Raw genomic sequence first — 26,201 nt, forward strand, 5'->3', positions numbered from 1 at the left:
GATCCCTGTCCTGCTTACGCCGCTGCCCGGCTCAGCTCGGAGGCGCCGGCGGCGCCCGCGGTCTGCTCCTTCAGCGCCGCGATCAGACCGGGACGGTCGAACTTGGCGACATAGTCGTGGAAGCCGGCCTGACGGCCGCGCTCGATCGCCGCCGGCGACACCAGCGCCGAGAGGCCGATGATCGGCGTCGAAGCGAGGTTGTTGTCGGAGCGGATGGTCTCGGCGAACTCGAACCCGTTCATGTCCGGCATCTCGATGTCGGTCAGGATCACGTCGAAGCTCTGCGCGCGCAGCGCGGCCAGGCCCTCCTGCGCGGTCGGCGCGGTGCGGACGCGGTAGCCGGCCGCCTTCAGCACGGGAGCCAGCATGTTGCGGAAGAAGGCGCTGTCGTCCACCAACAGCACCGACTGCGAGTGCATCGACGGCTTCATCTCCTTGCGGGTGAACCAGTCGGCGAACGCCATCGGCAGGAAGTGGCCGACGTCGATCACTTCGGTGGCCTGGCCCTTGATCACGGCCGAGCCCAGGATGCCGGAGGACGAGCCGCCGACCTCGATGTTGAGCCGTTCCTCGACGATGTCGATGATCTCGTCGACGACGAGGCCCATGGAGCGGCCGTCATCGGCGAACACCAGGATCGGCTGGGCGCCCTGGGAGGCGATGGTGACGCTCTCCATGGCCACCAGCGGCATCAGCTGCTCGCGGTACTGCACCATGTAGCGGCCGTTACTGAACTCGATCTTGTCGGCGGGCAGCTCTTCGAGGCGCGTGACGAGGCCGAGCGGGACCGCCTTGGGCTGCGACGAGCCGGCGCGGAACACGAGCAGCGAGGTGGTCTGCTCGCCCGAGCCGATGTGGTGGGCGCCGTTCTCGTCGCCCATGTCGTGGGCCGAGGAGCCGGCGGCGCCGAGCGCCTTGGCAATGCCGTTGGGATCGATGATCATGATCACCGCGCCATCGCCCAGAATGGTGTTGCCGGAGAACATGTCGATGTGACGCAGCTTCGTCGACATCGGCTTCACGACGATTTCTTCGGTGTGGAAGACGCCGTCGACGACGATGCCGAAGGTCTGGCTGCCGACCTGCGTCACCACGATGAAGCCGTTCTCGGGATCGGAGGCCGCGCCGTCGTCGATCTTGAGCAGCTTCTTCAGGTGGATCAGCGGCAGCAGCTTGTTGCGCAGACGAAGAACCGCGGTGTCCTTGATGCGCTCGATGCGGTGCTCGGAGTTGGCGCGGGCACGGACCAGCTCGACCACCGAGAGCTGGGGAATCGCGAAGCGATCACCGGCGGCCTCGACGATCAGCGCCGAGACGATGGCGAGCGTCAGCGGGATCTTGATGGTGACGCTTGAGCCTTCACCGGCCACCGACTTGATGTCGATGGTGCCGCCGATCTGGTCGATATTGGTGCGCACCACGTCCATGCCGACACCGCGGCCAGAGACCGAGGTGATGGCGGCCGCGGTCGAGAAGCCCGGCGCGAAGATGAACTTGTGGATCTGGGCTTCGCTCATCTTCTCGAGCTCGGCCTCGGTGACGAGACCGGACGAGATCGCCTTGGCCTTGATCTTCTCGGTGTTGAGGCCACGGCCGTTGTCGGCGATGCAGATGATGATGTGGCCGCCCTCGTGATAGGCGGAGAGGCGAATGGTGCCCTGCTCGCCCTTGCCGGACGCAACGCGCTCGGCGGGGGTCTCCAGGCCATGATCGGCGGAGTTGCGCACCATGTGGGTGAGCGGGTCCTTGATCAGGTCGAGCACCTGGCGGTCGAGCTCGGTGTCGGCGCCGTGCATCTCCAGCTCGATCTGCTTGCCGAGTTCGCTCGAGAGATCGCGGACGATGCGGGGCAGCTTCTGCCAGGCATTGCCGATCGGCTGCATGCGCGTCTTCATGACGCCTTCCTGCAGCTCGGCGGTGACGTTGGAGAGGCGCTGCAGCGGCACCTTGAACTCGGTGTCCTCGTTGCGCCTGCTGATCTCCAGCAGCTGGTTGCGGGTCAGCACCAGCTCGGAGACCATGGTCATCAGGTGCTCCAGCGTATCCACGTTGACGCGGATCGACTGGTTGGCGATGCGGTCGCCCTCGCCGGCGGTCTCGTCGGCCATCGACTTCTTCGGCGCGGCCTTTTCCTTGGGCGCCTTTGCTTCCTTCGCTGCCGGAGCCGGAGCTTCAGCAGCCGGGGCCGGCGCGGGCTCGGCCTTGGCGACGGGCGCGGGCGCCGGGGCTTCGATCGCGGTCTCGCGGAAGGCGCGCTCGAGCTCGTCGAGCGAGACTTCGCCGGGACGCAAGGGGCGCTCCAGGGTCTGGTCGACCAGCGAGCCCGAGGTCATCTCCTTGGCGGGCGCGGCAGCGGGTGCTTCCGGCACCAGCGGCGGCGCTTCGGCAACGGGAGCAGCAGCAACGGGAGCAGCGGCGCCGGCCGCCATCGCGGCCATGCCCTGCTCGACCATCGCTTCCAGCTTGTCGATGAGGTCGCGGTCGTTGCCCTCGGGCTCGGCTTCGGTGGCCTCCAGACCCGCGAGGATCTCCTTGATGCGGTCGATCGAGGACAGGATCACCGTCACGGCCTGGCCGGTCACCGGCATGCCGTCGCGGAATTTGCCCATCAGCGTCTCGCCGGCATGCGCCAGCGCTTCGAGCCTGGGCAGTCCGAGGAAGCCGCAGGTACCCTTGATGGTGTGGACGAGGCGGAAGATGTTATCCAGAATCTTGGCGTTGTTCGGCTCCTGCTCGAACTTCACCAGCTGATTGTCGACGGTGTCCAGGCTCTCGCTGGTCTCCGTCAAAAACTCCCGCAACAGATCATCCATGAAAACAGGCCTTCATACAGGGAGGGCGCGCACGAGACGTGATGCGCCATTTCGGAATGAGGCCAGCTTCACCGCAAAGCGTTTAATAATGGTTGAGTATGTGGAAAAGAACGGAACCAACAAATAGATAAGGCGCTCCGGACAAGCCGAAGCGCCTCGTAAAGATTGGATTAACTTCTGAGTGCGCGCGTCGCGCGTTTACGAAGCGGTAACGATGATGGCTTCGCCTTCGGGCTTGAGCGTCACCGTGAGTCCGCAGGCCTGTGCGAGCAGCCGCGTATAATAAGGCTGGATCGCATGCGCATCGGCGGCAGGTCCGCGTTCGCCGCTGAGAAGCTCGGAGATGTTCTGCGGCAGGCGCGCATTATGCCCGGTCGCGGTGATGCGGAAGCTCATGGTCTCGCCCTCGCCGATCGGATCGATCGTCAGCATGCCGCCGCGCGGGATCGTATGCTGGGCCACGACCAGCATGTTGAGCAGCAGCTTGACGCGATTCTTCGGCAGCAGCAGCCGCGGGAGATTCCACGTGATCGAGCACTTGCCGTCCTCGATATGGCCCTTCGCCATGGTCTGGGCGTCGCCGAGATCGATCTGGGCGCCGGAGGAGCCGGCCGCGCCGAAGGCAAGACGGCAGAACTGGAGGCGGGCGGAGGCGGTCTTGGCGCTCTTGCGAATCAGGTCGAGCGCGAATTCGCGGTCTTCCGGCTTGGGATCGTCGTCGAGCACTTCGAGCCCGTTGACGATGGCGCCGACGGGGCTGATGAGATCGTGGCAGACCCGCGAGCACAGCAGCGCTGCGAGTTCGAGCATATCGGGTGCAGTAGCGGTCGCGGGCGACGAGGCGTCAGACATATAATGGGGTCCTGGAGGGTTCCTGGAATTGCACGGCACCGGGCGCCGCGAATCACGCATGCTTGACGGATGCTGCGGGTTCTAACATTCGCCAGCCTGTGGCAGCTAGCTTGCGATAGGCTCGAAGCGGCCATAAGAGCTGCGGGCGAATCAATCGAGAGGGGCGATATTTGCCGATGAATGAGGCATGCAGGTGAGGATCATCGAGGCCGAGGCCGCATCGGGATTGATGGAGCCGCTCACCGCGCTGGTGGTGAAGGCGGGCGAAGCGATCCTTGGCGTCAACCGCGCGGCGATGCGGGTCGACGGCAAGCAGGACGGCTCGCCGGTCACCGAGGCGGACCTTGCCGCCGACCGGATCATCGCGGAGGGCCTCGCGCAGCTCGCGAGCGACGTGCCGACGCTGTCGGAAGAGCGGACCCAGCTCGCCGCGCCGCCGTTCCAGGGCAGCTTCTTCCTGATCGACCCGCTCGACGGCACCAAGGAGTTCGTCGCCGGCCGCGACGAGTTCACCGTCAATCTCGCCCTCATCACCAATGGTGTCCCGCTGCTCGGCATCGTCAGCGCACCCGCGCTCGGGCTGCTCTGGCGCGGCATCGTCGGACGCGGCGCCGAGCGCGTGCGGTTTGACGGCGCCACCATCGGTGCGGCCGAATCGATCCGCACCCGCAAGCTGCCGGCACAGGGCGAGCCCTGGGTCGCGGCGGTGAGCCGCTCGCACGGCGATCCCAGGAGCGAGGCGTTCATCGACAAGAGGCCCAACGCGGTGAGAAAGACCTGCGGCTCCGCCGTGAAATTCGGCCGGATCGCGGAGGGCAGCGCCGACATCTATCCCCGCCTCGGACCGACCTCGGAATGGGACGTTGGCGCCGGCTGCGCGGTCGTGACCGCGGCCGGCGGCCGGGTGACCGACGGCAAGGGGGGCGAGCTCCGCTTCGGCCAGCGGCGGGACACCGGTTTCATCATCCCGGACTTCATCGCCTGGGGCGACCCGCAGGCGGTAGGTTGTTACTGACTGAGCTGCTGCTGCAGCGTCGGCCAGCGCTTGCCGACCTCGTAGAGGAAGCGCTCGGGATCGGCGGCGAAGGCATCGCGATTGGCTTCCCGGCTGAACAGATAGAGCCGCTGAGCCACGATCGCGAAGAAGCGCGGGTTGCCGGCGACGGTGACGCCGCGGGCGATGTCGGCGGGGTCATAGCCGCCGAACTGGGGGCCATAGACCTCGGGATGAGCCAGGAAGGAGGCCCGGTTGCCCTCGTTCCGGAAGCGCCAGACCGCCCCCCAGAGGTTGGCCTCGAACTCCGCCGTGCCCTGCTCGGCGGTGCCGTCGACGAAATAGCCGACGGGGTCGAACCCTTCGATGGCGACGCCGGAGAAGCGGTTGACGACGATCCGCTCGGTGGTGGCGGCCTCGGCCGGCACCGCCGGGCAGCCGATCCAAAGAACCGCCAGCAGGCAGGCCAGACGGCCGATCAAGGCAATTCCGGGGCGCAAAGGGCTATCTTCCTGCCGTTGTGCCGTCATAGTTGCTGCGGATAACATCCGAGTCGAGGGGACATCCGGCGCAACCTAGAGCCGTGCCTGTTGGCGTCAGGTTAAGGAAGCAACCGGTTTCGATACCAGGGGTTCTTTTATGACTTTCGCATCACGCCTTGCTGCGTTCGCGCTTGCCGCGATGGTCGGCTGGATCGTGCCGGCCTCGGCCCAGCAGCCGCCGCCGCCCAATCTGCCCCCGCCGCAGCGGACCCCGACGCCCAGCACCTATGGGCCGGACGAGCTCGTGACCGCCGGCCACCGCTTCTTCGGCAACGTCTCGCGCGGCCTCGCCTCGATCATCGAGAAGGCGGTCAGCCAATGGGGCCTGCCGAACGGCTACATCCTGGGCGAGGAAGGCTCCGGCGCCTTCGTCGCCGGCCTGCGCTACGGCGAAGGCACGCTCTACACCAAGAACGCCGGCGACCTACGCGTCTACTGGCAGGGTCCCTCGCTCGGCTTCGACTGGGGCGGCGACGGCGCGCGCACCATGACGCTGGTCTACAACCTGCCCGCCACCAATGCGATCTACCAGCGCTTCGCCGGCCTCGACGGCTCGGCCTATATCATCGGCGGCTTCGGCATGACGGCGCTCACCGCCAACAACATCGTGCTGGTGCCGATCCGCTCCGGGCTCGGCCTGCGGCTGGGTGCCAATATCGGCTATCTCAAATATACGCCGCGCGCGACCTGGAACCCGTTCTAGGGCGCCTTCCCATCCTGTGACGGATCAAGGTTAACGACAGGCCGGGGCTGGCTTTTTGCCGGCCCCGCATGCATTGTCGTTGGTAAATTTTTCCTTAGCTTCTGGAGTTCTGGCCCATGGTCGAACCGATCATGTACCTGGCGATCGGTTTCCTGATTGCGATGCTGTGCGGGCTCGCGATCGTGCCGCTGGTGCATAACCGCGCGGTGCGCCTGACCACGCGCCGGCTCGAGGCCGCAACGCCGCTGTCGATGGCCGAGATCCAGGCCGACAAGGACCAGCTCCGCGCCGAATTCGCCATGTCGGCCCGCCGGCTCGAGATGAGCGTCGAGCAGCTCAAGAACAAGACCACGAGCCAGCTCGCCGAGCTCGGCAAGAAAAGCGACGCCATCAACCGCATGAAGATCGAGCTGGGCGAGAAGAACGCCACGATCTTCGCGCTGGAAGCGCGCGAGAAGGCGGTGAAGGAACAGCTCCGCGCCACAGAGGAGGAATTCGCCGCCAAGACCGAAAGCCTCCGCTCCGCCGAGAACGCGCTGACCGACAAGCAGCACGAGCTCGCCAAGATCAACTCCGAGCTGTCCGACCGCTCCTTGATGGCGGAGAGCCGCCAGGTCGAGCTGGTCGCGGTGCGCACGCAGATCGAGGAACTGAAGAACCGCGTCGGCGACGCCGAGAAGGAGTTCGCCGCCACCCAAGCACGCCTCGCCCATGAGCGCACCGAATCCGAGACCGCCTCGCGCGAGCTCGGCGACGCACGCGGCCGCGTCGAGAATCTGAGCCAGCGCGTCACCGAGCTCGATCGCCAGCTCCTCGTGCAGGTGAAAGAGGCCGAGATGCTGTCGGGCCGCGTCGCCGACCTCGAGGGGCGCCTCGCGACGCAGGGCAAGCTGCTCGCCGAGCGCGACTACGAGAACAACCAGCTCCGCCAGGCGAGCGAGACCTCCGAGCGCACCGTCAAGGAACTGCGCGTCGAGATCGCAGCCCTCAGCGGCGGCAAATCGTCGGCTGCGTTCGAAGCCATCCGCGCGGAGAAGACCGCGCTGGAGGATCAGCTCCGCACCGCCCGCGACGAGCGCGCCAAGCTGCAGCGCGACATCAACGCGATCCAGCAGCAGGCGGAAAGCTCCTGGGCGACCGAGCGCATGGAGAACGCGCTCTTGCGCGAGCGCATCAACGACATCGCCGCCGAAGTGGCAAAACTCGCCATGCAGCTCGAAGGCCCGAACTCGCCGATCGAGGCGCTGCTCGCGGCCGAGGCCGGCCAGCCGCCGAAGCCGGCGCCCCGCCCGGCCAATGACGCCGCGAGCAATGGCGCGGCCGCGCCGGCCATGCCCGAGGGCGGTGGAACGCTGGCCGAGCGTATCCGCGCGCTCCAGGCCCACGCCTCCCGCGCCCGCCAGCAGGGCGCGTAAGCAGGCCGAAAAGGCGGCCTTCCCAAGCGAATTACAGGATCCGGCAAGGTTTTCCGGCCTTAAGGCGCCTGGAAACTTGACACCTCAAGCCCGCACTTCTAAATCGCGGGCTCCAATGCGTCGGCCGGCCGAAAGTCCGGCCGCCTGCATGATGGTCCCGGGCGCATAGCTCAGCGGGAGAGCGTTCCCTTCACACGGGAGAGGTCCAAGGTTCGATCCCTTGTGCGCCCACCATTCGCCAAAAGGCTTCGCGTGGCGCAGCCACGCCAATGATGGCGAAGCGTGTCCGGCGTAGCTTGGAGAGCGTAGACGGACTGGGGCATCCTGCTTCCGCCCCGTCAAAATGTCGAAAACAACCCCATGCACAGTAGCCGGCGTCAGCCGGATCAACGGGTTACGCCTTTTCCGAACTTTTCTTGCTCCGTCGGGCAAAACAGCGGCATGATGGCATGATCGGGAGAGGCCCCACGCCCTGCCGACCAAGCTCCACTTTCCCCTACATCAGAGCGGCTCTCATTGAGAGGGACAGCGTCGACTACACTCCTTGAGGTCCACGGCCAATGACTATTCCCGGGGAGTGTTTAGCTCACTCTAAACATTGCTGAACTAGAATGGGAACGCATTAGACCTCGACAGCCCAGTGGAGTGTCGGTGCGCGACAATCCAGTTTGTCCGAAAGCTCAATCAATGTCATTGCTCTGAGTCGTCCGTATCGTCGCTGGAAGTAATCAATGAAGGTCTTTGCAGCCTGTCGCGAAAGAATCGTTCGGCAACGTCAGCTACGGCCAAACGCATCGCCTTCTCGCTAAACGCATTCAATCTAGCTTCCAAGCTTGCTATCTTCGATAGCATCTCCATTTCACTTTTTGCTCGTTCTTTCTCCACCCTGTCGAGCTTCTCAACCAGCGTTTCGTTCAGCCGCCGATACTCGACGAGAGCCTTTTCCGTGGAGTCCTGTACCGCCTCGAAACGCGTCTTAATAACGATATGCTCGTCGTAGACTTCCTTCAAAGTCTTTAAAAGATTGGCCGCGTTCTCCCTGCTAAACATGCGACTAAATCTCCCGACGAGTTGTCGCTGCCCATTTCTTGAATTCAACGAGCGCTGTATGAAAATTGCCTACCTGCGACGCCAAGCCAGCGCCCTCCCTCTTGAGGCTATCCATCACGGCTAGAAGATCGCGAACAAGAGATTGTTCGGCTTGAGCGACATCGATCTTTTCTGCGCCGAAGGGCGATGAGAACGGAGTAGGTGATGAACGCACAACTTCGTATGCACTTGACTCACCGCTTGGACTTGAGCTCGAAGTTTCAAACGCGACTTGAGCAGACGTTTCTAGTTCTTCGATATTGTCCGGCGGCCAGCCCGGCACTTCCATGCCGAGATGCAGACCCATCTGGGCCAACACTTCCTTGACCTCATTCAGCGACTTGCGACCGAAATTCGGTGTGCGGAGCAACTCCGCTTCGCTCTTCTGCACAAGGTCGCCGATGTAAATGATATTGTCGATCCTCAAGCATTCGGCCGAACGCACTGACAGCTCGAGTTCGTCCACCTTCTTTAGGAAGGCGGGGTTAAAGGCGAGATCAGGAATGACTTCCTGTGCTACTTCCTCGGGAGGCCCTTCGAAGCTGACGAACACATTGAGCTGATCCTGCAGTATCCGCGCAGCATAGGCCACGGCATCGTCCGGCGAGATCGCGCCATTAGTCTCGATCGCCATGGTCAGTTTGTCATAGTCGAGGATCTGGCCCTCGCGGGTATTCTCAACCTTGTAGGATACTTTGCGGACCGGGGAGTACAGGCTATCGACCGGAATCAGGCCGATCGGCGCGTCTTCGAGACGGTTGCGCTCGGCTGGCACATAGCCCTTGCCCGTCGCGACCGTAAACTCGATACGAATTTCCGCGCCCTCGTCGAGAGTGCAGATCTGGAGGTCCGGATTGAGGACCGTGATGTCGCCGGTCGTCTGGATGTCGCCCGCGGTGACAACGCCTGGGCCCCGCTTTTTCACGACCATACGCTTGGGGCCTTCGCCCAGCATCTTGATCGATAGGTCCCTAACGTTCAGCAGAATTTCGGTGACATCCTCGCGGACTCCGGCAATCGATGAGAATTCGTGCAGCACACCATCGATGCGCATCGACTGCACGGCTGCCCCAGAAAGTGCGGATAAAAGAATGCGGCGCAATACATTCCCAAGCGCCAGTCCAAATCCACGCTCAAGAGGCTCGGCTACTATGGTTGCGAATCGAGCTGGATCGCTACCGGCGGTTAGCCGCAGCTTGTTCGGTCGAATAAGCTCTTGCCAACTCTTTTGAATAGTCACGATCGCAAACCACAGCGAAAGCAAATATACTATAGGCCTATAATGCAACGTCAAGGCGAATTAGTTTCATTTCCACGCCGCCAACAGCGGCATGATGGCATGATCGGGAGAGCCTGCTTGCGGCTCTAATGAGCCATCAGCACCGGCAAGTCCGCGTGGTCCATGATGTGGCTGGTCGCGCCGCCGAATATCATTTGCCGCAGCCGGGTGCGGGTGAAGGCGCCCTTGACCAGGAGATCGCAGCCGTCAGCCCTGGCCGCATCGAGGACCGCCTCGCCGGTGTCGCGATCGCCCAGCTCAACCCTTATCGCCTCGGCTGCAATGTCGTTGTAGCGCAGTTGCCGGATGATCCGCTCGGCGGACGGTCCCGGGACCTCCTGGCCGCCGATCACGGTGAGAACCGTTACCCTTTTCGCCAGCCGCAGCAGCGGCATCGCAAATGCGTTTGCCCGCGCCTGCTCGGTACTGCCGTTCCAGTGGATCATGATGTTCGTCGCGACGCTTCTCGGTGCGGTCAACGGCGCCAGCAGGACGGGCCTGCCGCTCTCAAACAGCGCGGATTCAATCGCACGACGGTGGGGACCCGCAGCATCGACGTCGGACCGTGCCATCACGACCAGATCGAAAGCGCGCCCATAATTTCCGACAAACTCCTCGCCCTCGGGCGCGTTCTCCAGCCAGCCGAAGCACGGCCGACCTGAAGGTGCAGCGGCCCGAGGAATGTCGTGCTTCAGCATGTAGGCTTCGAAGAAGTTGCGCATGTCGTTCAATTCGGCCTCGCTCTTCGCCTCATAGGAATCCATGAGGATGCCGGTGGCCAATTCCGAGGCCATATAGGGCGGGATGCCGAACCGAAGTGGAAAGCCTTCGATATAGGCGCCGGTGCGTCGCGCGAGATCTACGACGGCGTCGAGCGTGGATGTCATCATTGGAATGTTCTGCAGCGGGACCAAGAGCGTCTTCATTTTCAATCTCCCGGTGTTTTCAGTGAACATTGACGTCGGGTGCCCTGCGATGACTTCACCTTGCGTCCCCGTTGCGGCCCGTCATCGACCACGAGAATGGCGCGGTCACACGGCCCGCTCAAGCCTCGTGTCTATCTCCAGGCGCAGCGCCGCGAAGTCGATCGGTTTGGTCATCAGGTCGGTCGCCCCGTTCGCCAGCGCCTTGCGCCTGGTCTCGGCGTCACCATAGGCCGTGATCATGATGACAGGCACATCGGGCCGGACCGAGCGCACGATGGGCAGCATCTCCAGCCCGCTCATGCCGGGCATGTTGATGTCGGACAGGATCAGAATCAGGGTGGCATCCTCCATCGCGACCGCGCGCTCCAGGGCCGCGGGCGCGGACGATGCAAACTCCATGAGGAAGCGGCCGGCGCGCAGATCGCGCCGAAACTGCTGGCGGAACAGCGCCTCGACGTCCGGCTCGTCGTCGACGACCAAGATATAGACGCTCAACTTCTGCCTCCAGTCCGCAATGGTGCCGCCAGCGTACGCGGCAGCGTAATGATGAACTCGGTATAATCGCCAGGCTCGGTATCGACCTCGATGCTGCCGCCGTGCTGCTTCACGATGATGTCGTGACAGATCGAAAGGCCGAGGCCGGTGCCCTCGCCCGCGGGCTTGGTCGTGAAGAACGGATTGAAGATCTTCTCTCTCACGTCGGCCGGGATGCCGGCGCCATTGTCGCGAATCCGGATTTCGACGGAGCCGCCGAGATTCGTCGTCGTCGCGCGCAGCCTCGGCTCGAAGCCGCCGCCGGTGGCGTCCCTTTGCTTGCTCGCCGCGTAGAATCCGTTGGAAACGAGATTGAGGACGACGCGCGTGATCTCCTGCGGATAGAGCTCGAGCGCCCCCGCGGACGGATCGAGATTTCTTTCGAGCGTGATATCGAAGCCGGCTTTTTCGGCACGCGCCCCGTGATAGGCCAGGTTGAGACTTTCCTCGACGATGGCGTTGATATCGGCCGAGCGGCGCTCGCCGGCCCCCTCGCGAGAGTGCAGAAGCATATTCTTGACGATGGAATCGGCGCGCCTTCCGTGCTGCACGATCTTGTCCAGATTGCCTTGCAGCAGGTGGATCAGCGCGTCGATGTCCTGCCTTGCGGCCTCGCCGAGCGCGGCCGAGCCCAGTCCGTCGCGAAGCTCGTCGATCAGCTCGGAGGACAGCGCAGCGAAATTATTGACGAAGTTGAGCGGGTTCTTGATTTCATGGGCAATGCCGGCGGTGAGCTGCCCGAGCGAGGCAAGCTTCTCGGTCTGGACCAGACGATCCTGCGCGTTTCGAAGCTCCTCGAGCGACTGCGACAATTCCATGGTGCGCTCGCGCAGCTCGTTCAGCAGGCGTGCATTCTCGATCGCGATCACGCCCTGGTGCGCGAAATTCGATACGAGCTCGATCTGCTTGTCCGTGAAGGGCTTAACCTCCTGCCGGAAGATCGTGATGGTGCCGATCAGCTCATCTTCCCTCAGCATCGGCACGATGACGACGGTCCTCGCGCCGGCAAGGTCGGCAAGCGCGCGAACATTCGGGTTGCCTTCGGCGTAGGGCGGCTGGGTCCTAATGTCATCGATATGGACCGTCTGATGGGTTTTCTCGACGGTGCCGAGCCCGCTCGACGGGTGCGGACGAATGCTCTGGTAGAGCCTTGTATCGACATAGGCTTGCGGCGCGTTATGCAGTGCGACCGTGCGAAAGCCGCCGTCCTCGTAGAGATTCATCGTGCCAAAGCCGGCGCCGCAAATGCGGGTCGCGTTCTCCAGCATCTTGTTGAAGACCGGGGTCAAGGCGCCCGATGCGCTGATGATCTCCAGCACCTCCGACGTTGCCGTCTGCCGCTCGAGCGACTCGTTCAGTTGCTCGAACAGACGCACGTTGCCGATGGCGATGACGGCCTGATCCGCAAAGGTCTGAAGCAGGTTGATCTGCTTCTCGCCGAAGGGATGTACCTCGGTACGGCGCAGCACGATCGCACCCAGGCTCTCGCCTTCGCGCAACAGCGGCACGCTCAGAACGGTCCGAACGTTGGAGCGAATCGCATATTCACGCCCCGTCGGGAATTCGTCCCCTTCGGGCCCGAACAGGTCGTGCACGTGAATTGTGCGGCGATCGAGAATCGCCCGGCCGGTGGGCGATTCCGCACTGATCGGGCGCCTGCTCCGCACCACGGGGACCTGTCCATGGTGCGCCTTGGTAACGAGATCGTTGCCTTCCCTCAGAATGACCAAGGCATCATAGGCCTCGCAAAGCCCGCATGCGCTTTCCACGATGGCCTTGAGCACGGGACCGACCTCGGTCGGCGAGGATGCGATGACGCGCAGGATATCGGCGCTGCCCGTCTGGTACATCAGCGCCTCGGACAGGTCCCGCGTCCTGGTCTGCAATTGCTCGAGGAGCCGTACATTCTCGATGGCGATCACGGCCTGGTCGGCAAATGTGGTGACGAGTTCGATCTGCTTCTCCGTGAACGGCTGCACACGTCTGCGAGCGATCACAATCGCGCCGATGGGCTCGTTCTCGCGCAGGAGCGGAACACCGAGCGCCGTGCGCTGACCGGCCATGGTCGTGGACTCGCGCAGGCCGTATTCGGGGTCGGCAGCAACATCGAGGATCTGCACCGGTCGGCGCTCCTGCACGGCCCGGCCGGTGACCGTGCTCCGTCCGGGGGTGATGGGATGAGCCCGCAGAAACGCGATGTATTCCTCGGAGAATCCTACCGCTGCTCCGGCCTGATATTCATCGCCCTCGCGGCGCATGATGAACGCCATCTCCGCTTCGCACAGCCGCGCTGCCGAATCGACCAGCGTGTCGAGCACGGTTTGCAGGTCGAAGGTCGAGCGGCTGATCACCTTCAGCACGTCGGCCGTCGCTGTTTGCTGCTGCAGCGATTCGGCGAGATCGCGCGTCTTCGCCTGGACCTCATCGAACAGCCGGACATTCTCGATCGCGATCACCGCTTGATCGGCGAAAGTGGAGAGCAGGTCGATCTGCTTGTCCGTGAACAAGTTGACGGTCTTGCGACCCAGGAACAGCACGCCGATCGTTTCGCCGGATCGCAGCAAGGGCACGCCCAGGAGTGTGCGATAGCCGCCGGCCCTCTGCTGCTCGGGATAGGCGTATTCGGCATCGAGCACGACATCCTCAATCTGGACGGCCTTGCCGCACAGCAGGACGCGCCCGACGACGCTGCCGCGCCCGGCATTGAGCCGAATGCCCGCCGAGACCTCGGCCCACTCGGGCGAGAAATTGTATCGCGTCGCATGACTGTAGGCGCCGTCGGCGTCCTGCCGGACGATGGCCGCCATCTCGGCACCGCACAGCCCCGCCGCCGATTCCGTCAGCGTGTCGAGAACCGCTTGCAGATCGAACGCGGAGCGGCTGATGACCTTCAACACATCGGCGGTGGCGGTCTGCTGCTGCAGCGATTCCCGCAAGTCGTCAGTACGGGCCTGCACCTCGTTGAACAGCCGCGTATTCTCGATGGCGATGACGGCCTGGTCGGCGAAGGTCTGCAGAAGCTGCACATGATGCGGAGCGAAGGTCCCGGGCTCGGCTCGCGTCACGCTGATCATGCCGATCACGACGCCGCCGGCGGTGAGCGGAACGAACAACATGCTGCGAAAGCCGCGCGCGCGCGCGACGAATTTGATTTCATTCGTCAGCGCTTCCGTGTCGGGGGTCGGTACCACCTTACCCGCCTGGACGTCTGCAAAGCTCTCAAACTGGGCAATCGGCCTCGGAAACATGTTCTTCAAGGTCTCGTCGGCGGCGGAATTCGTCGGCGTGAATGCCGCCAAATGGGCCGTGCCGTCGATGAAGCGGAATACGGTCGTCGAGAAGCCGCCGAGCAAGGCATTGGCCTGCCTCGCAATGGCATCGAAGACCGGCGTCACCTCCGATGGCGAACTGGCGATGATCTTGAGAATGTCCGCGGTGGCGCTCTCGCGATCTTGTGCGGCGCGCAATTCGGCCTGGAGCCGCGCGTTCTCCTGCTGCAAATCCGCCACCACGTCCTGAGGAAGCGCGGCCATCATGAAATATCCGGGTCGCCGGCCGGTTCGGGGCCGACGTCAAAATATGATCAAGAATGCGTAGGGAATTATTCCACTCCCGGGTCCGTCCGACCAGACCTATCGTGAGTTGATTTTCAACCATCTACGCGTCAGCCGGTCGCGAAGCCGCGTAGAGGCCGAGGGTGTCGAGGGCGACAAGGGCTGCCGGGGCAGTACGGCATCCCGGTCCGGGCGGTACCGGCCGTGCCGCGCTACCCATCCAAATGGCTCAAGCCCACCATGAGATACACGGCGGCCACGCTGCGATAGCAGCGGCACATATCCGAGTGCCCTTCGCACTTTGCGATCTGTCCACCGAACGCGTAGATGATCGCTAGGGCCCAATAATGCATCACTTGGGGCTGCCAGAACGAATGGGCGATCACCATCGCCGTGCGAAAATTCGTGAGCATGGTATCGCTGGCAAAGCTCAGCAGCATCGTCCAATCTGTCATCGGCCGCTCCTTTTGGTTGGCGGCAACCGATTTATAGAAGCCGGGCGGAAGTAGTCCGTCTCTCGATGGAAGTGGATGGAAATGGCTGAGGCAGGTCAGGATCGTGCGGGCGGCGTGACCCTCAGGCTTCCTCCACCCGATAAGGACTTTGCTGCGGTTCTTCGGTGGTACCTCGACGAGAAGGCTCAGAATGGTCGACTAGGGAACGGTTGGGGGACTAAGGATTTTGCACATGCCGTCGGCGTCAGCGATCGCGCCGTTAGAGGCTGGCTGAAAGAGGATCTCCCCCACCGGGACAGGATCGAGGTCATTGCTAGAGTGTTCTTTGGAGCGAATCCGGAAGCACACGTTGACCATCGTCGATGCCTGATGGATGCGTACCGAAGAACAGAGGCCAAAGCTGCGGCGCAAACCGCACCGGCGATCACGAGCAATGCGCTCGAATCCGCCCCGTCGGTCATTTCGCTCTATGATTTGACGACCTGGGCAAAGCAAAAAGACGAGGAGCTGAAACGATCTCGTCATGCGCCGGGATTTGCAGACTGGCGCGACGAACAATTGCAACGCCACTATTCCCAGCTGCTCGGCCCCAAGTCCAAGCTCGGACCGTTCGCGTTTCCGGCTCTTTACGGCAGATCGCATTCGGTCATCTGCCTGCCCGGCAATCAGGTCCGGACGGAGTTCGAGCACAAGCTGCTTTTTCCAAGGTCGATTGATTCCATCGAGAGACGCGACCCAAGGCAATTTCCCAACTTATCAGGCTCCAGCGCGGTACGGTTTCCCGAAGATCTTTCGGGGGAAAAGCTGGAGTACGCCAAACTGATGATCCATGCGGGAAAGATCCGCCGCCCCAATATGATCGGCTTCGCGCTCCGGGAACTGCAGCTCGACGAGCACTTTGTCGTTCAGGATTTCAGCGCGACGATCTGCACGTATATGGAAAACGTGCTCTCCAACCACATTCTGGAGCACCGTTTGACCCATGCCTTCGGCATGCCTCCGCACGAAGCCGCCAGTTTGGTCGACAATCGTCCCAAACTCCACCTTTCGACGAGGAATGGCGGATCAGGCCTCAGCATCGGCAAAGCCGGCGAATGCTTCCCGCTCGTCAGCGTCCAGGCACTTGTTCTCTACCGAGACGAGGGTGCCTGGAGCACGGTTCGGATCACGCGCAACGACGATGTCGCGGTCTCGCCTCGGGCGAAGCAATTTCCACCCGCCGGTGGCTTCGAGATCTTCGGCACGGAACACGACAGGTTTGAGGATGTTTCCGACCAGTTCGACCTGAGGATCGCGCTCAAGAGAGAGTTCCTGGAGGAGTGCGCGGACGACAAGGACGCAAGCGCCGAAGGGCCAACAGGCGACATCCCCGTTTCCGAACTAAAAGGAATGCAGCGGATCGCAGAGCTCGAGGAGGCTGGAAGATTCCACATTCGCTTCCTTGGCGTTGTCCTCGATCTGATCACGTTGCGTCCCGAGTTCTCGTTCCTCATCGTGATCGAGGGGGACAAGCCCATCAGAGACCACTTTTCGTATCAGCTGCATTCAGGAAAATTCGCACACTGGCTGAAACCAAACTCGGAAGAGGCTAGGCGGCCTCGGCCGACGTTCGTTCGAGACCTGCACAAAGTCGCTCGCGAACCAAACTGGCACAACAGCAGCGTCGGCTTGATGAAGCTGGCTCATCAAGCGCTCGTACTTGAACAGGATGGTCTTCAACGCCGATTTGGTCTGGAGGAGTTGACTGCGTCGCTGGCAACCTGCTTTGCGAAATAGCCGAGCGCGGCGCGCGATCAAGTCTCAAGCCGCCCGCTGCGGCCGAAGGGCTGCGTAGAGACCGACGAGTGTCCCGATGGCGACGAGGGCTGCCGCGAGCAGCACCTGCAATTGCCCGTCATCGGTGGGACCGACGGACGACACCAGCCTGGTCACGATGACGAACAGGATACTCACCGCGGCCGCGGCACCCACGCAGAGATAGGCGAGTTCCGCGGTCAATCTCCGGCCGAGCAGGCCGAGTGCGGTAAAATACATCGCGCAGGCGTTGGGATGAACGAACAGGGCAATGCGCGCGTAGGGACCGTAGGCGTCGAACAGGGACTCGCACCGCCTCAGCGCCGCCTTTGAAGCAACCCGCTGCAGGAACGGCCTGAAGAAACGCGCCTGTCCGTAACTCAGGACGGCGCCGACGATGATGGCCAGCCACGCCATGACGAAAACCGGGACATCCGCGGATTTCGGCGTGAGCGCCACCGACATCAGGATCAGAGCGGTTCCGGGAAAGTAGCCGAAATACGGGAAGACCGACTCCAGCAGCACGCAGACGAACATGAAGACCGGAAACCACGCAGAACCAGTCGCATCCTGGACGATGGTGTTCAGGTCGAACAGGCTCGTCCTGTACAGGACGAGGTACATGCACATGGCAAGTGCCGCCAGCGCGTAGAACGGCAACGCTCCCGACAGAAAACGTTTCATGCGGCCATCGGGCTTCGTTTCGCTGACACGGCGAAGGCCATCTTACGCAATCGACACAATCTCGATCTCCTGCGCGCCCGAGCCGACGACGTCGCCGGCCGCCTTGCCCATCAGCGACCGCGCCACCGGCGCCACGAAGGAGATCGAGCCGGCTTTCGGGTCGGCTTCGTCCTCGCCGACGATGCGATAGGTCTGCACGCGGCCGTCGGCACGGCTGAACGTGACGGTGCTGCCGAAGGCGACGGTATCCGAGGACTCCGGCTTCGCAACGACCTGCGCCGTGCGTAGCCGTTCGGTCAGATAGCGGACGTCGCGCAGGGGAACTGCTGACTGCCGGCGTTTCTCGTTGACGTCGTCGATGGCCTGCGCGGCCTCATAGGCCTCGCGCGCCTGTTGCAGCTGCGTCTGCAGGGCCTGCAGGCCGGCTTCCGTCACGAGGTTCGGATGGGGCGAGATCGGGCGATCCGGCAGCAGCGTCTCGGATGCCGTCTCCGCACTATCTTCCTTGGTAAAGGCGACGCTCAATTCAAGTATCCTGTCGAATGGTCCGGGGGCGCGCCGTGCGCCGCCGATGACCTCCACTATATCTCAAGTGCGACGAAACGACGGAGCTTGAAGACGAGATCCGGCATGGCTTGGCGGAACCGCGTCGCGTTCTGGAACGAGGTCGAGAACGGCGCGAAGGTGATCATCGCGTTCCAGTGCCGGTAGCCATAGACCGTGACCGAGGCGCCGGACGCGGGGAAATCCTCCATTTTGCGGAGCTCGCCGAGCACGAGATCGGCGATCGCCTCCGCGGGCAGCAATTGCCTGCCGTCCGGCGTCGTGGCGATCCGCGCGGGCGGTTCGGCCGGCTTGGCGGGGGGCGGCGCGGTATTGGGCTCAGCCTCGTCCTTGACCGGGACCGCAGCGGGCGGCGCCGCCTCGGCCGGCTCGGATCCGCTCGTCGGCACGGTCGGCGGAACCTCAGCGAGCGGCGGCGGAGCAACGATGTCTGCGCGCTTGTTGCCTCCGAGGATGCTGCTGATCATGGCCACGAGGCCAGCATCCTTCACGTCGTCGCTCATTCCGTCCCCCGGCACTCCCTTCGGCCCGAGCTTACCTTAGCACCGCTTCGGCAGACCGCCACAAGGGATGTGTCGCAGGCCCTTGCCTCGCAGCTCGCGGCCCATCCTTCGAGACGCCCGCCTGACGGCGGGCCTTCAGGATGAGGGCACGTTGCGCGGCCAGATATCAGATCCTCATAGTGAGGAGCCAGCCAACGCGGCGCTTCCGGACGATGCTTGCGCATCGCCGGGAGATCACTGCTTCTCGAACGGAATATATTGCTGGTACTGCTTCGGCACCGAGCTGCGGTAGCGCGCGGGCACGGTGCCGCTGTCGACCGAGTGATCGATCTCCTGCTGCCGCGTCATCTTCTTCTTCGCCGGCTTCTTCGACGCGCTCTTCTTGGAGTCGGACGACTGGCTGGTGTCAGTGGTTGCGGCGGGCGTCGTTGTCGCGGCCGGCGCAGTATTTGTCGCCGCAGGCGCCGCGGTCCCGCCGGCGGCCGGTGTGCTCTGCGCCAGAGCGAATGACGATTGCGCAAGAAGCGCCAGCGCTGCTGTCGCAGCCAGCAAATATGATCTTTGCATCAGAACCTCCAAAAAATGACCTGCCCCGAATGAGCAAAGCGTGGCCCGCAGGGACCAACGCGTCCAGATCCGCTCGTGAAACGTCCGCTCAACATAGGCCGGACGCCAGCGGCGAACTGTGGCCGAGATCACATTGCTCGCCGCAGCTTGCCGCATCATACGCCCATGTTGAACGCGCCGCCCACTGCGGACACCAAGACAAGCACGACAAAGTGTCGGACACGTCCCGGAACACGCAGAATGAGCTGGTGTTCCTCATTTACAGTCCTCGAAGGAGATTGAAATGCGTCGCACCATCCTCGCCCTCGCCTCGTTCGCCGCGCTGCTCGCCGTAGCATCCCCGGCGGCCCAGGCGCATTCTGCAAACGATCGCTATTGCCTGCAGGGCCGCATCTGGGGCTATCCCGGCAACTGCCAGTTCGCGACCTATCAGCAATGTCAGGCCTCGGCCTCCGGCACGTCGGCCTATTGCGGCGTCAATCCGCGCTACGCCTTCTCGCAGCAGCGCTTCTACTGATGTGGTTGCGGCGCGCGCGGCATCACGCGCGCGCCGCCACAATCTTCACGTGACGACGATCGACCGCGCCGGCGGCCCGGCGCGTCGACACCGCATCAAGCCGCTCGCGCGCGTCGATGACGAGAATGTTATCCGTCACCATCGCGGGAAAAATTTGCAAAGCGCAGCCGCAGCTTGCTCGCCTCCTCCATGTCGGAACAGCACCGCCATCGCGCACAGTGTGAAGCGACGGCTTGTCGCACGCCGGAATCCCTGATCTAGCTTTGCCTGCATATTCTGTTGCGAACAACTTTAGCTTTATTCGTTCCGTCGTGACTTTTTCAGGGAGGAATTTGAAATGAGCAGCCGCCACGCAATTGTTCCGCGCGGATTGAACGCCACCCGTTCGCCGCTTTCGCAAGGCCGCTTCGGCCGCATGTTCCGCAAGCTCTCTCCGGCGACATTCGGTGCAAACGACGCCGCCAACGTCGCCAACCTTTCAGCGCTGGCCGACAAGATGGTCGGCAAGTTCGACGCGCCGAAGGACGGTCCGGACGCGGAAGAGAGCGGCATTCCCTCGCTCTACACCTATTTCGGCCAGTTCATCGACCACGACATCACCTTCGATCCCGTGAGCTCGCTGACCCGGCAGCAGGATCCCGACGGGCTCGTCGACTTCCGCACGCCGTCGTTCGACATGGACAACGTCTACGGCCGCGGGCCGAACGATCAGCCCTACATGTATGACGGCATCAAGTTCCGCCTCGGCGACAAGGTGAGCGGCACCGGCGTTGCCGACACCAGCGACCTGCCGCGCTTCAAGGGCCGCGCGCTGATCGGCGATCCCCGCAACGACGAGAACAGCATCGTCTCGCAGTTCCAGGCCCTGATGCTGCGCTTCCACAACCGCATGGTCGACGACAATGACAGCCTGTCGTTCGAGGACGTGCAGCAGCGCGTCCGCTTCCATTATCAATACGTCGTGCTGAACGACTTCCTGCCGCGCATCGTTCACGCCAGCGTGCTGGACGAGCTGAAGACCGCGGGCCGCTACGACCGCAGCAAGCTCGCCCATTATCACTGGAAGACCTATCCGTTCATGCCGGTCGAGTTCTCGGTCGCGGCCTACCGGCTCGGGCACTCCATGATCCGCCCCGGCTACCGGCTGAACGATGCGGACAACATGCTGCTGCAGATCTTCCCCGATCCGAACAACCCGGACAAGAACGCGCTGACCGGTTTCCGTGCCATGGGCCCGGGGCGGGCCATCGACTGGGGCCGCTTCATCGATCTCGACACGCGCGCCTACGGCGTCGAGGACGACGACACCAATCCCGACAACAAGCGGCGCCTCCAGTTCGCCTATCGCATCGACACGTCGCTGGTCGATCCGCTGCGCAAGCTGCCGCCGGAGGTCGCGTCCAATCCGGCCTCGCTGGCGCTGCGCAATCTCGAGCGCGGCTGGCGGCTTGGCCTGCCCTCGGGCCAGGCTGTCGCGAGAGCAATGAACCTGACGCCGCTGGCCGACGATCAGATCATCATCGGCAAGGCCGTCGACGAGCCGGGCCCTGACGATCCGCAGGCGCCGATCGCGTCCATCGCCAACGGCGTGTTCGCCGGCAATTGCCCGCTGTGGGCCTACATCCTGGCCGAGGCGCGGCAGTTCCAGACCGCGGTCGCCATCCCCGCCACCGGCGCGCCGGCGGGCGGCATCAACACGCCGCAGCTCGGCCCTGTCGGCGGCCGCATCGTCGCAGAAGTCTTCCTCGGCATGCTGTTCGGCGACAATTCCTCCGTGCTGTCGCAGGACCCGCAATGGACGCCGGTGACGGGCCCCGGCTTCGCGCTGAAGGATCTCGTCGCCTACGCGCTCGGTCAGGGCGATCCGCTGCACTGAGGTTGCCTCTACGACGATGATGCGAAGGGCCGCCCGCGCTATGCGGGCGGCCTTGTCACGGCGCGGTCTTATGCGCAGTCCCGAGACCGATCTCATCCAGCCGCTCCGCAAACCAGAGTGACTGCGCCTGATCGACGGCGCCGCTGACATAGACTTCCGACATCGTCACATGCTGCCGGTCCAGCACCAGCAGCACGCCGATCCAGTAGGGAAACCAGACATGCACGTCGGTGAGCGCCCGCAGCTTGTGCTGGTCGTGCTCCAGCGGCGTGTGGTTGCTCGCCTTGCGGATTTCCACGGTGAGCAGATTGTTCGGGATCTCGCGCTGATGCACGGCGACGTCGGGATAGATCGACTTGCCGAGATGATCGTCGGTCGAGATGATGGTGCCGTGGGGCAGGTGCAGCGTGCGCTCGCCGAGCCGGTCGTAATTGCAGTCGACCGCCCAGCCGGAAAACTGCCGTTCCAGATAGACTGCGAAGCGGTGCGTCACCGCGCGCTCGCCGATGTCCTTCTCGAACAGAAAATCCTCGTGGGCGTAGAAGTCCCGGAGCGCCGCGATCACCTTGTTCAGCTCGGTCTGCATCGTGCCCCCGACCCCTCACGCGCACTCCGTTGCGCCGCCCCCGGACCCTCATGGTGAGGAGCGCGGAACGCGCGTCTAACCATGAAGGCCCATATCCCTCCTATCGTCATCCTTCGAGACGCCCGCGTTCCGCGGGCTCCTCAGGATGAGGCCGGAATTCGCGGCACGATCGGCCAGCGCTACATCTGGACTTCGATCAGCCGCGGACCGGGCTCGGCGACGGCTTCGGCCAGCGCCTTGTTGAACTCGTCGGCGTTGGTGACGGCGCGGCCCGGCACGCCCATGCCCTTGGCCAGCGCGACGAAATCGAGCGTCGGACGGTCGAGGCGGAGCATGTCGTTGGCGCGCTGGCCGGGTTCGCCGGCGCCGACATTGTCGAACTCGCCGCGCAGGATCTGGTAGATGCGGTTGGCGAACACGATGGTGACGATGTTGAGGTTCTCTCTGGCCTGCGTCCACAGCGACTGGATCGTGTACATCGCGCTGCCGTCACCGACCATGGTGATGACCTTGCGGTCCGGGCAGGCGATCGCGGCGCCGATCGAGAGCGGCGTGGAGAAGCCGATCGAGCCGCCCATGTTCTGCAGCCAGTCGTGCGGCGCCGCTGCCGCGGTCGGCGGGAAGAAGCCGCGGCCGGTGGTCAGGGACTCATCGACCATGATGGCGTTCTCGGGGATCGCGCAGGCGATCGCCTGTGCGATCGAGGCGAAGTTCAGGGCGCCGGTCGGCTTGACCAGCTCCTGCAACGCCTGCGGCTTGACGTCCTTGGCGCTGGCCTTGACCGCGCCGGCGAGCGCTTCGAGCGCCGCGATCGAATTCTCGCCCCAGGAGGTCATGCGGTGCACCTCGCAGCCCTCGGGCTTGAGCATGCTCGGCTTGTTCGGATAGGCGAAGAACGCCACGGGATCGTCGGACTCGACCAGCACGATGTGACGGAACTTGGCCAGCATCGGCAGCGCGTTCTCGATCACGTAGTGGATGCGGTCGATCGAGTAGCGGCCGCGGCCGCGCGCCATCTTCGGGCGGAAGGTCGGCCCCATCACGGTGCAGCCGGTCTTGCCGGCGATGCGTTCGGCGAGGGCCAGGCCCTGCTCGCTCAGCGCGCTGCCGGTCATCAGCAGCAGCGTGCCCTCGCCGTCGCCGTGCAGGATCTTCGCGGCCTTGTCGACCGCCTGCGGCGAATAGCTGGCGCGCTGCTGCTCGGCCGGCACCTCGGCGATGCCGTCGGCCTCGTTCCAGGCGGTGTCGGCGGGCAGGATCAGGGTGGCGATCTGCGGCGGCGCGCTCTTGGCGGCGGCGATGGCCGCGGCGCCGTCGGCGGCGACCGATTTGGAATTCGGCGAGGTCCGGACCCAGGACGACATCGGCCGGGCCAGGCCCTCGATGTCGGAGGTCAGCGGCGCGTTGTAGTCGATGTGGTAGACGGCATGCTGGCCGACGATGTTGACGATGCCGGAATTGGCCTTCTTGGCGTTGTGCAGGTTGGCCAGGCCATTGGCGAGGCCGGGGCCGAGATGCAGCAGGGTCGAGGCCGGCGTGCCCTTCATGCGGAAATAGCCGTCGGCCGCGCCCGTCACCACGCCTTCGAACAGGCCGAGCACGCAGCGCATGCCGGGCACGCGGTCGAGCGCCGCGACAAAATGCATCTCGGAGGTGCCGGGGTTGGTGAAGCAGACGTCGACCCCACCCTTGACCATCGTCCGCACCAGGCTTTCCGCACCATTCATTCTTCTTGCTCCCGCAACCGGCGATTTTCAGTGATCCGTCCGGTCAATCATTGTTCGCAGGCCGCGTCAAAGCAATAGGGGGCATCGCGGCCCTGCCCCGCATGACGATCCGCTGGCTTGGCTAATGCCCCGTTCCGATGGCATCGGAACGGGGCATCAGCTTCCTGTTTCGACGCGTTTTCGCGATGCGAACCGGTATCCACTTCGCCTGAGAACGCTCTGGCGCTTTCCGGCAAATCGGCGCAGTTGGCGATTTGGTAACGCCAATCGCCGGGCATGGCGGCCCTCACGGGGCCGTGGCTTGCGAAAAGCCCGCAAATATGACCTCTGGCCTGTGTTGAAGAGAATTTTTTCCGGGGGAGACAATGATCCGGTTTTTTGCCGCGCCGATTGCCGCCATCGCACTCTTGACCGCCACGGCCGGCGGCGTCTTCGCCGAGGAGTTCGACTCCCGCGACATCATGGGCGGCGGACCGAACTTCTTCCGCGGCGGCTCCAGCCCGATCCCCCGCACCACCGTCATGTACAACGGCACCTACGCCCCCGGCACGATCGTGGTGAACACCTCTGAGCGCCGGCTGTATCTGGTGCTCCAGAACGGCCAGGCGCTGCGCTACGGCATCGGCGTCGGCCGCGACGGCTTCCGCTGGGGCGGGGTGCACAAGATCACCGCCAAGAAGGAATGGCCGGATTGGACCCCGCCGTCGCAGATGCTGGCGCGCCGGCCGGACCTGCCGCGCCACATGAAGGGCGGCATCGAGAATCCGCTCGGCGCCCGCGCGATGTATCTGGGCTCGACGCTCTACCGCATCCACGGCTCCAACGAGCCGGAGACGATCGGCCAGGCGGTCTCGTCCGGCTGCTTCCGCATGACCAATGACGACGTGAGCGACCTCTACAGCCGCGTCGGGGTCGGCACCACCGTGGTGGTGCTGAACAACTAGACCCGCGCGAAGTGCCGCAGGGTGGGCAAAGCGAAGCGTGCCCACGGCCTGGAGATGGTGGGCACGGCGCTTCGCGCCTTTGCCCACCCTACGGCACCGTGATTGGGAACCTGCGGGCCGCGTGAATTTGCGGTCTTGTGCACGCGACGCGAATACGGCAGCGTCGGGTGACGATGAGCGCATTGACCTCGCCCTCGGCTGCCTTCCGTTTCGCCCTGCTGGCGCTCGCCGCGCTCACATCTATCCCTGACACCGCTACCATGGCCGCCGCGGGCGAATTGCCCGCGATCGCCTCGCGCCAGCGCGCCGAGCGGAAAAGCTTTTCCGACGGCGAGATCGTCGAAGGTTTTCTCAAGACCGCGTTCGGCGCCGAATACCACCTCGCCGGCCGCGTCGACCGCATCCGCAAGTTCGACGGGCCGGTGCGCGTGTTCGTCGAGAGCGAACGCGCCGAGCGCAAGGCGCAGCTTGCAAAGGTCGTCGCCGACATCGGCAAGCGCGTGCAGCATCTCGACATCGCCATGATCGACAGCAGCGAGGCCGCGAATGTGCGGGTGAAGCTGGTGCGCGACCGCGACCTGTTCCGCACCCTCACCAGTTTCTACGGCGTGGAAAAGGCGCGCGAGATCCGCACCTCGCTCGATCCGCAATGCCTGTCCGGCTTCCGCAAGAACGACAATTTCGAGATCGAGCATTCCGACGTCATCCTCACCGTCGACAATGGCGATTTCACCTTCCTCGACTGCGCCTATGAGGAGCTGCTGCAATCGCTCGGGCCGATCAACGACACCGCGAGCGTGCCGTGGACGATGTTCAACGACAACGTCTCGATGGGCTATTTCGACGTCTACGACCAGTACATTCTCAATTTGCTCTACGACCCCCGCATCAAGCCCGGCATGACCGTGCCGGAGGTCAAGGCCCTGCTGCCACAGGTGCTCACGGATGTCAGGGCGTGGGTGAAGCGGGTGAATGATCTGAAGGAGTGAGGTTCTTTCCCTCTCCCCTTGTGGGCCTGTTGCGCTATTGCATTTTTGGGGCAGGAAACGTCGAGAGAGGGCTGCGTCTGCGTCTTTTTGTGAGGCCGAGACGGTAGTCGGCGCCCTTGGCGGGCGTCTCACGCGGCGATCGTGGCCCACCGCCTCATGTTGAAGGCGATGGAGGCAAGCAGGACTTGTCCGCTTGCCTTGGTGATTCCGACGTAGCGGATGCAAGTGAGCCGCATCCGGCGTTTGAGGGTCGCAAAGGTGGTCTCTACCGTTGCCCGCCGTCGTGCGATGAGA

Annotated in this window: 25 protein-coding genes, 1 tRNA gene and 1 pseudogene; 9 read left to right on the forward strand and 18 right to left on the reverse strand. The window is 63.8% G+C overall.

Translation table 11 applies throughout. The features are described from left to right. Positions 1–14 precede the first annotated feature (14 nt). Both A7X65_RS31240 and chpT read right to left on the reverse strand, forming a co-directional pair. Complete coding sequence (locus A7X65_RS31240; RefSeq protein WP_063692485.1) at positions 15–2,813, reverse strand: hybrid sensor histidine kinase/response regulator; 2,799 nt, start codon at positions 2,811–2,813, stop codon at positions 15–17. A gap of 198 nt (positions 2,814–3,011) precedes the next feature. Continuing rightward, on the reverse strand, positions 3,012–3,665 hold the full coding sequence (chpT, locus tag A7X65_RS31245; protein WP_063692487.1) for a histidine phosphotransferase ChpT: 654 nt from the start codon (positions 3,663–3,665) through the stop codon (positions 3,012–3,014). Positions 3,666–3,852: 187 nt separating this feature from the next. Here chpT and A7X65_RS31250 point away from each other — a divergent pair, with 187 nt between their 5' ends. Beyond that, the gene (locus A7X65_RS31250) at positions 3,853–4,680 is read left to right on the forward strand and encodes a 3'(2'),5'-bisphosphate nucleotidase CysQ family protein (RefSeq protein ID WP_063692489.1); all 828 of its coding nucleotides are present in this window, start codon (positions 3,853–3,855) and stop codon (positions 4,678–4,680) included. On the opposite strand, the gene A7X65_RS31255 is transcribed toward A7X65_RS31250, so the two are convergent. Next, complete coding sequence (locus A7X65_RS31255; protein WP_063692490.1) at positions 4,674–5,159, reverse strand: YHS domain-containing (seleno)protein; 486 nt, start codon at positions 5,157–5,159, stop codon at positions 4,674–4,676. The genes A7X65_RS31250 and A7X65_RS31255 overlap by 7 nt on opposite strands. Positions 5,160–5,298: 139 nt before the next feature. Here A7X65_RS31255 and A7X65_RS31260 point away from each other — a divergent pair, with 139 nt between their 5' ends. The 3 genes from A7X65_RS31260 to A7X65_RS31270 all read left to right on the forward strand — a co-directional run bounded on the left by A7X65_RS31260 (position 5,299) and on the right by A7X65_RS31270 (position 7,553). Continuing rightward, positions 5,299–5,904, forward strand: coding sequence for a DUF1134 domain-containing protein (locus A7X65_RS31260; RefSeq protein ID WP_063692492.1), 606 nt, complete (start codon positions 5,299–5,301; stop codon positions 5,902–5,904). Between the two features lie 116 nt (positions 5,905–6,020). Beyond that, a complete protein-coding gene (locus A7X65_RS31265) occupies positions 6,021–7,319 on the forward strand; it encodes a coiled-coil domain-containing protein (RefSeq protein WP_063692494.1) in 1,299 nt (432 codons plus the stop codon). A gap of 159 nt (positions 7,320–7,478) precedes the next feature. Beyond that, positions 7,479–7,553: transfer RNA gene (locus tag A7X65_RS31270), tRNA-Val, on the forward strand. A gap of 456 nt (positions 7,554–8,009) precedes the next feature. On the opposite strand, the gene A7X65_RS31275 is transcribed toward A7X65_RS31270, so the two are convergent. The 6 genes and pseudogenes from A7X65_RS31275 to A7X65_RS31300 all read right to left on the reverse strand — a co-directional run bounded on the left by A7X65_RS31275 (position 8,010) and on the right by A7X65_RS31300 (position 15,156). Then, positions 8,010–8,369 (reverse strand): hypothetical protein, encoded by a 360-nt coding sequence (locus A7X65_RS31275; RefSeq protein ID WP_063692496.1) that lies wholly within the window; start codon positions 8,367–8,369, stop codon positions 8,010–8,012. 286 nt (positions 8,370–8,655) lie between these two features. After that, positions 8,656–9,648, reverse strand: a pseudogene (locus A7X65_RS31280) (DNA-directed RNA polymerase subunit alpha); the annotation flags it as partial. A 125-nt stretch (positions 9,649–9,773) separates the two neighbouring features. Continuing rightward, positions 9,774–10,643, reverse strand: coding sequence for a universal stress protein (locus tag A7X65_RS31285; RefSeq protein WP_245323959.1), 870 nt, complete (start codon positions 10,641–10,643; stop codon positions 9,774–9,776). A 75-nt stretch (positions 10,644–10,718) separates the two neighbouring features. Continuing rightward, positions 10,719–11,108, reverse strand: coding sequence for a response regulator (locus A7X65_RS31290; RefSeq protein ID WP_063692499.1), 390 nt, complete (start codon positions 11,106–11,108; stop codon positions 10,719–10,721). After that, the gene (locus A7X65_RS31295; protein WP_430643659.1) at positions 11,105–14,680 is read right to left on the reverse strand and encodes a GAF domain-containing protein; all 3,576 of its coding nucleotides are present in this window, start codon (positions 14,678–14,680) and stop codon (positions 11,105–11,107) included. The genes A7X65_RS31290 and A7X65_RS31295 overlap by 4 nt, the downstream gene beginning before the upstream one ends. Before the next feature lie 233 nt (positions 14,681–14,913). Further along, positions 14,914–15,156 (reverse strand): hypothetical protein, encoded by a 243-nt coding sequence (locus A7X65_RS31300; RefSeq protein ID WP_156528252.1) that lies wholly within the window; start codon positions 15,154–15,156, stop codon positions 14,914–14,916. Positions 15,157–15,237: 81 nt separating this feature from the next. On the opposite strand from A7X65_RS31300, the gene A7X65_RS31305 reads away from it, so the two are divergent. Continuing rightward, positions 15,238–16,932: a hypothetical protein gene (locus A7X65_RS31305; RefSeq protein ID WP_156528254.1), complete on the forward strand. Its 1,695-nt coding sequence runs from the start codon at positions 15,238–15,240 to the stop codon at positions 16,930–16,932. Positions 16,933–16,956: 24 nt separating this feature from the next. Here A7X65_RS31305 and A7X65_RS31310 read toward each other — a convergent pair whose 3' ends face one another. The 4 genes from A7X65_RS31310 to A7X65_RS31325 form a co-directional block, all read right to left on the reverse strand. After that, positions 16,957–17,634: a hypothetical protein gene (locus tag A7X65_RS31310; RefSeq protein ID WP_063692504.1), complete on the reverse strand. Its 678-nt coding sequence runs from the start codon at positions 17,632–17,634 to the stop codon at positions 16,957–16,959. Between the two features lie 42 nt (positions 17,635–17,676). Next, a complete protein-coding gene (gene greA / locus A7X65_RS31315; protein ID WP_063692506.1) occupies positions 17,677–18,159 on the reverse strand; it encodes a transcription elongation factor GreA in 483 nt (160 codons plus the stop codon). A 56-nt stretch (positions 18,160–18,215) separates the two neighbouring features. Then, the gene (locus A7X65_RS31320) at positions 18,216–18,701 is read right to left on the reverse strand and encodes a hypothetical protein (protein WP_063692507.1); all 486 of its coding nucleotides are present in this window, start codon (positions 18,699–18,701) and stop codon (positions 18,216–18,218) included. A gap of 234 nt (positions 18,702–18,935) precedes the next feature. Next, positions 18,936–19,268, reverse strand: a complete 333-nt coding sequence (locus tag A7X65_RS31325; RefSeq protein ID WP_063692647.1) for a hypothetical protein — start codon at positions 19,266–19,268, stop codon at positions 18,936–18,938. A gap of 283 nt (positions 19,269–19,551) precedes the next feature. On the opposite strand from A7X65_RS31325, the gene A7X65_RS31330 reads away from it, so the two are divergent. Next, the gene (locus A7X65_RS31330; RefSeq protein ID WP_063692508.1) at positions 19,552–19,785 is read left to right on the forward strand and encodes a DUF3551 domain-containing protein; all 234 of its coding nucleotides are present in this window, start codon (positions 19,552–19,554) and stop codon (positions 19,783–19,785) included. 22 nt (positions 19,786–19,807) lie between these two features. Here the strand turns inward: A7X65_RS31330 and A7X65_RS42165 are convergent, their stop codons facing one another. Further along, positions 19,808–20,137 carry a hypothetical protein gene (locus A7X65_RS42165; protein ID WP_156528255.1) on the reverse strand — a complete coding sequence of 110 codons (330 nt, stop codon included), beginning with the start codon at positions 20,135–20,137 and terminating at the stop codon, positions 19,808–19,810. On the opposite strand from A7X65_RS42165, the gene A7X65_RS31335 reads away from it, so the two are divergent. After that, positions 20,123–21,661 (forward strand): peroxidase family protein, encoded by a 1,539-nt coding sequence (locus tag A7X65_RS31335; RefSeq protein WP_063692510.1) that lies wholly within the window; start codon positions 20,123–20,125, stop codon positions 21,659–21,661. The genes A7X65_RS42165 and A7X65_RS31335 overlap by 15 nt on opposite strands. A 55-nt stretch (positions 21,662–21,716) precedes the next feature. Here the strand turns inward: A7X65_RS31335 and A7X65_RS31340 are convergent, their stop codons facing one another. The 3 genes from A7X65_RS31340 to A7X65_RS41020 form a co-directional block, all read right to left on the reverse strand. Then, positions 21,717–22,247 (reverse strand): hypothetical protein, encoded by a 531-nt coding sequence (locus A7X65_RS31340; protein WP_063692512.1) that lies wholly within the window; start codon positions 22,245–22,247, stop codon positions 21,717–21,719. 179 nt (positions 22,248–22,426) lie between these two features. Next, positions 22,427–23,974: an acetolactate synthase large subunit gene (locus A7X65_RS31345; protein WP_063692514.1), complete on the reverse strand. Its 1,548-nt coding sequence runs from the start codon at positions 23,972–23,974 to the stop codon at positions 22,427–22,429. Between the two features lie 47 nt (positions 23,975–24,021). Then, positions 24,022–24,252 (reverse strand): hypothetical protein, encoded by a 231-nt coding sequence (locus A7X65_RS41020; protein ID WP_082885119.1) that lies wholly within the window; start codon positions 24,250–24,252, stop codon positions 24,022–24,024. An 87-nt stretch (positions 24,253–24,339) separates the two neighbouring features. Here A7X65_RS41020 and A7X65_RS31350 point away from each other — a divergent pair, with 87 nt between their 5' ends. Together A7X65_RS31350 and A7X65_RS31355 are read left to right on the forward strand one after the other, a co-directional pair. Then, the gene (locus A7X65_RS31350; protein WP_063692516.1) at positions 24,340–24,918 is read left to right on the forward strand and encodes a L,D-transpeptidase; all 579 of its coding nucleotides are present in this window, start codon (positions 24,340–24,342) and stop codon (positions 24,916–24,918) included. Positions 24,919–25,091: 173 nt separating this feature from the next. After that, entirely contained in the window at positions 25,092–25,907 is an 816-nt protein-coding gene (locus tag A7X65_RS31355) for a DUF2927 domain-containing protein (protein ID WP_063692518.1), read from the forward strand. 128 nt (positions 25,908–26,035) lie between these two features. On the opposite strand, the gene A7X65_RS41025 is transcribed toward A7X65_RS31355, so the two are convergent. Continuing rightward, on the reverse strand, positions 26,036–26,201 hold a 166-nt coding region (locus tag A7X65_RS41025), incomplete at its 5' end, for a transposase (RefSeq protein ID WP_156528257.1).

The sequence above is a fragment of the Bradyrhizobium stylosanthis genome (assembly GCF_001641335.1).
GTDB classification, from domain to species: Bacteria; Pseudomonadota; Alphaproteobacteria; order Rhizobiales; family Xanthobacteraceae; genus Bradyrhizobium; species Bradyrhizobium stylosanthis.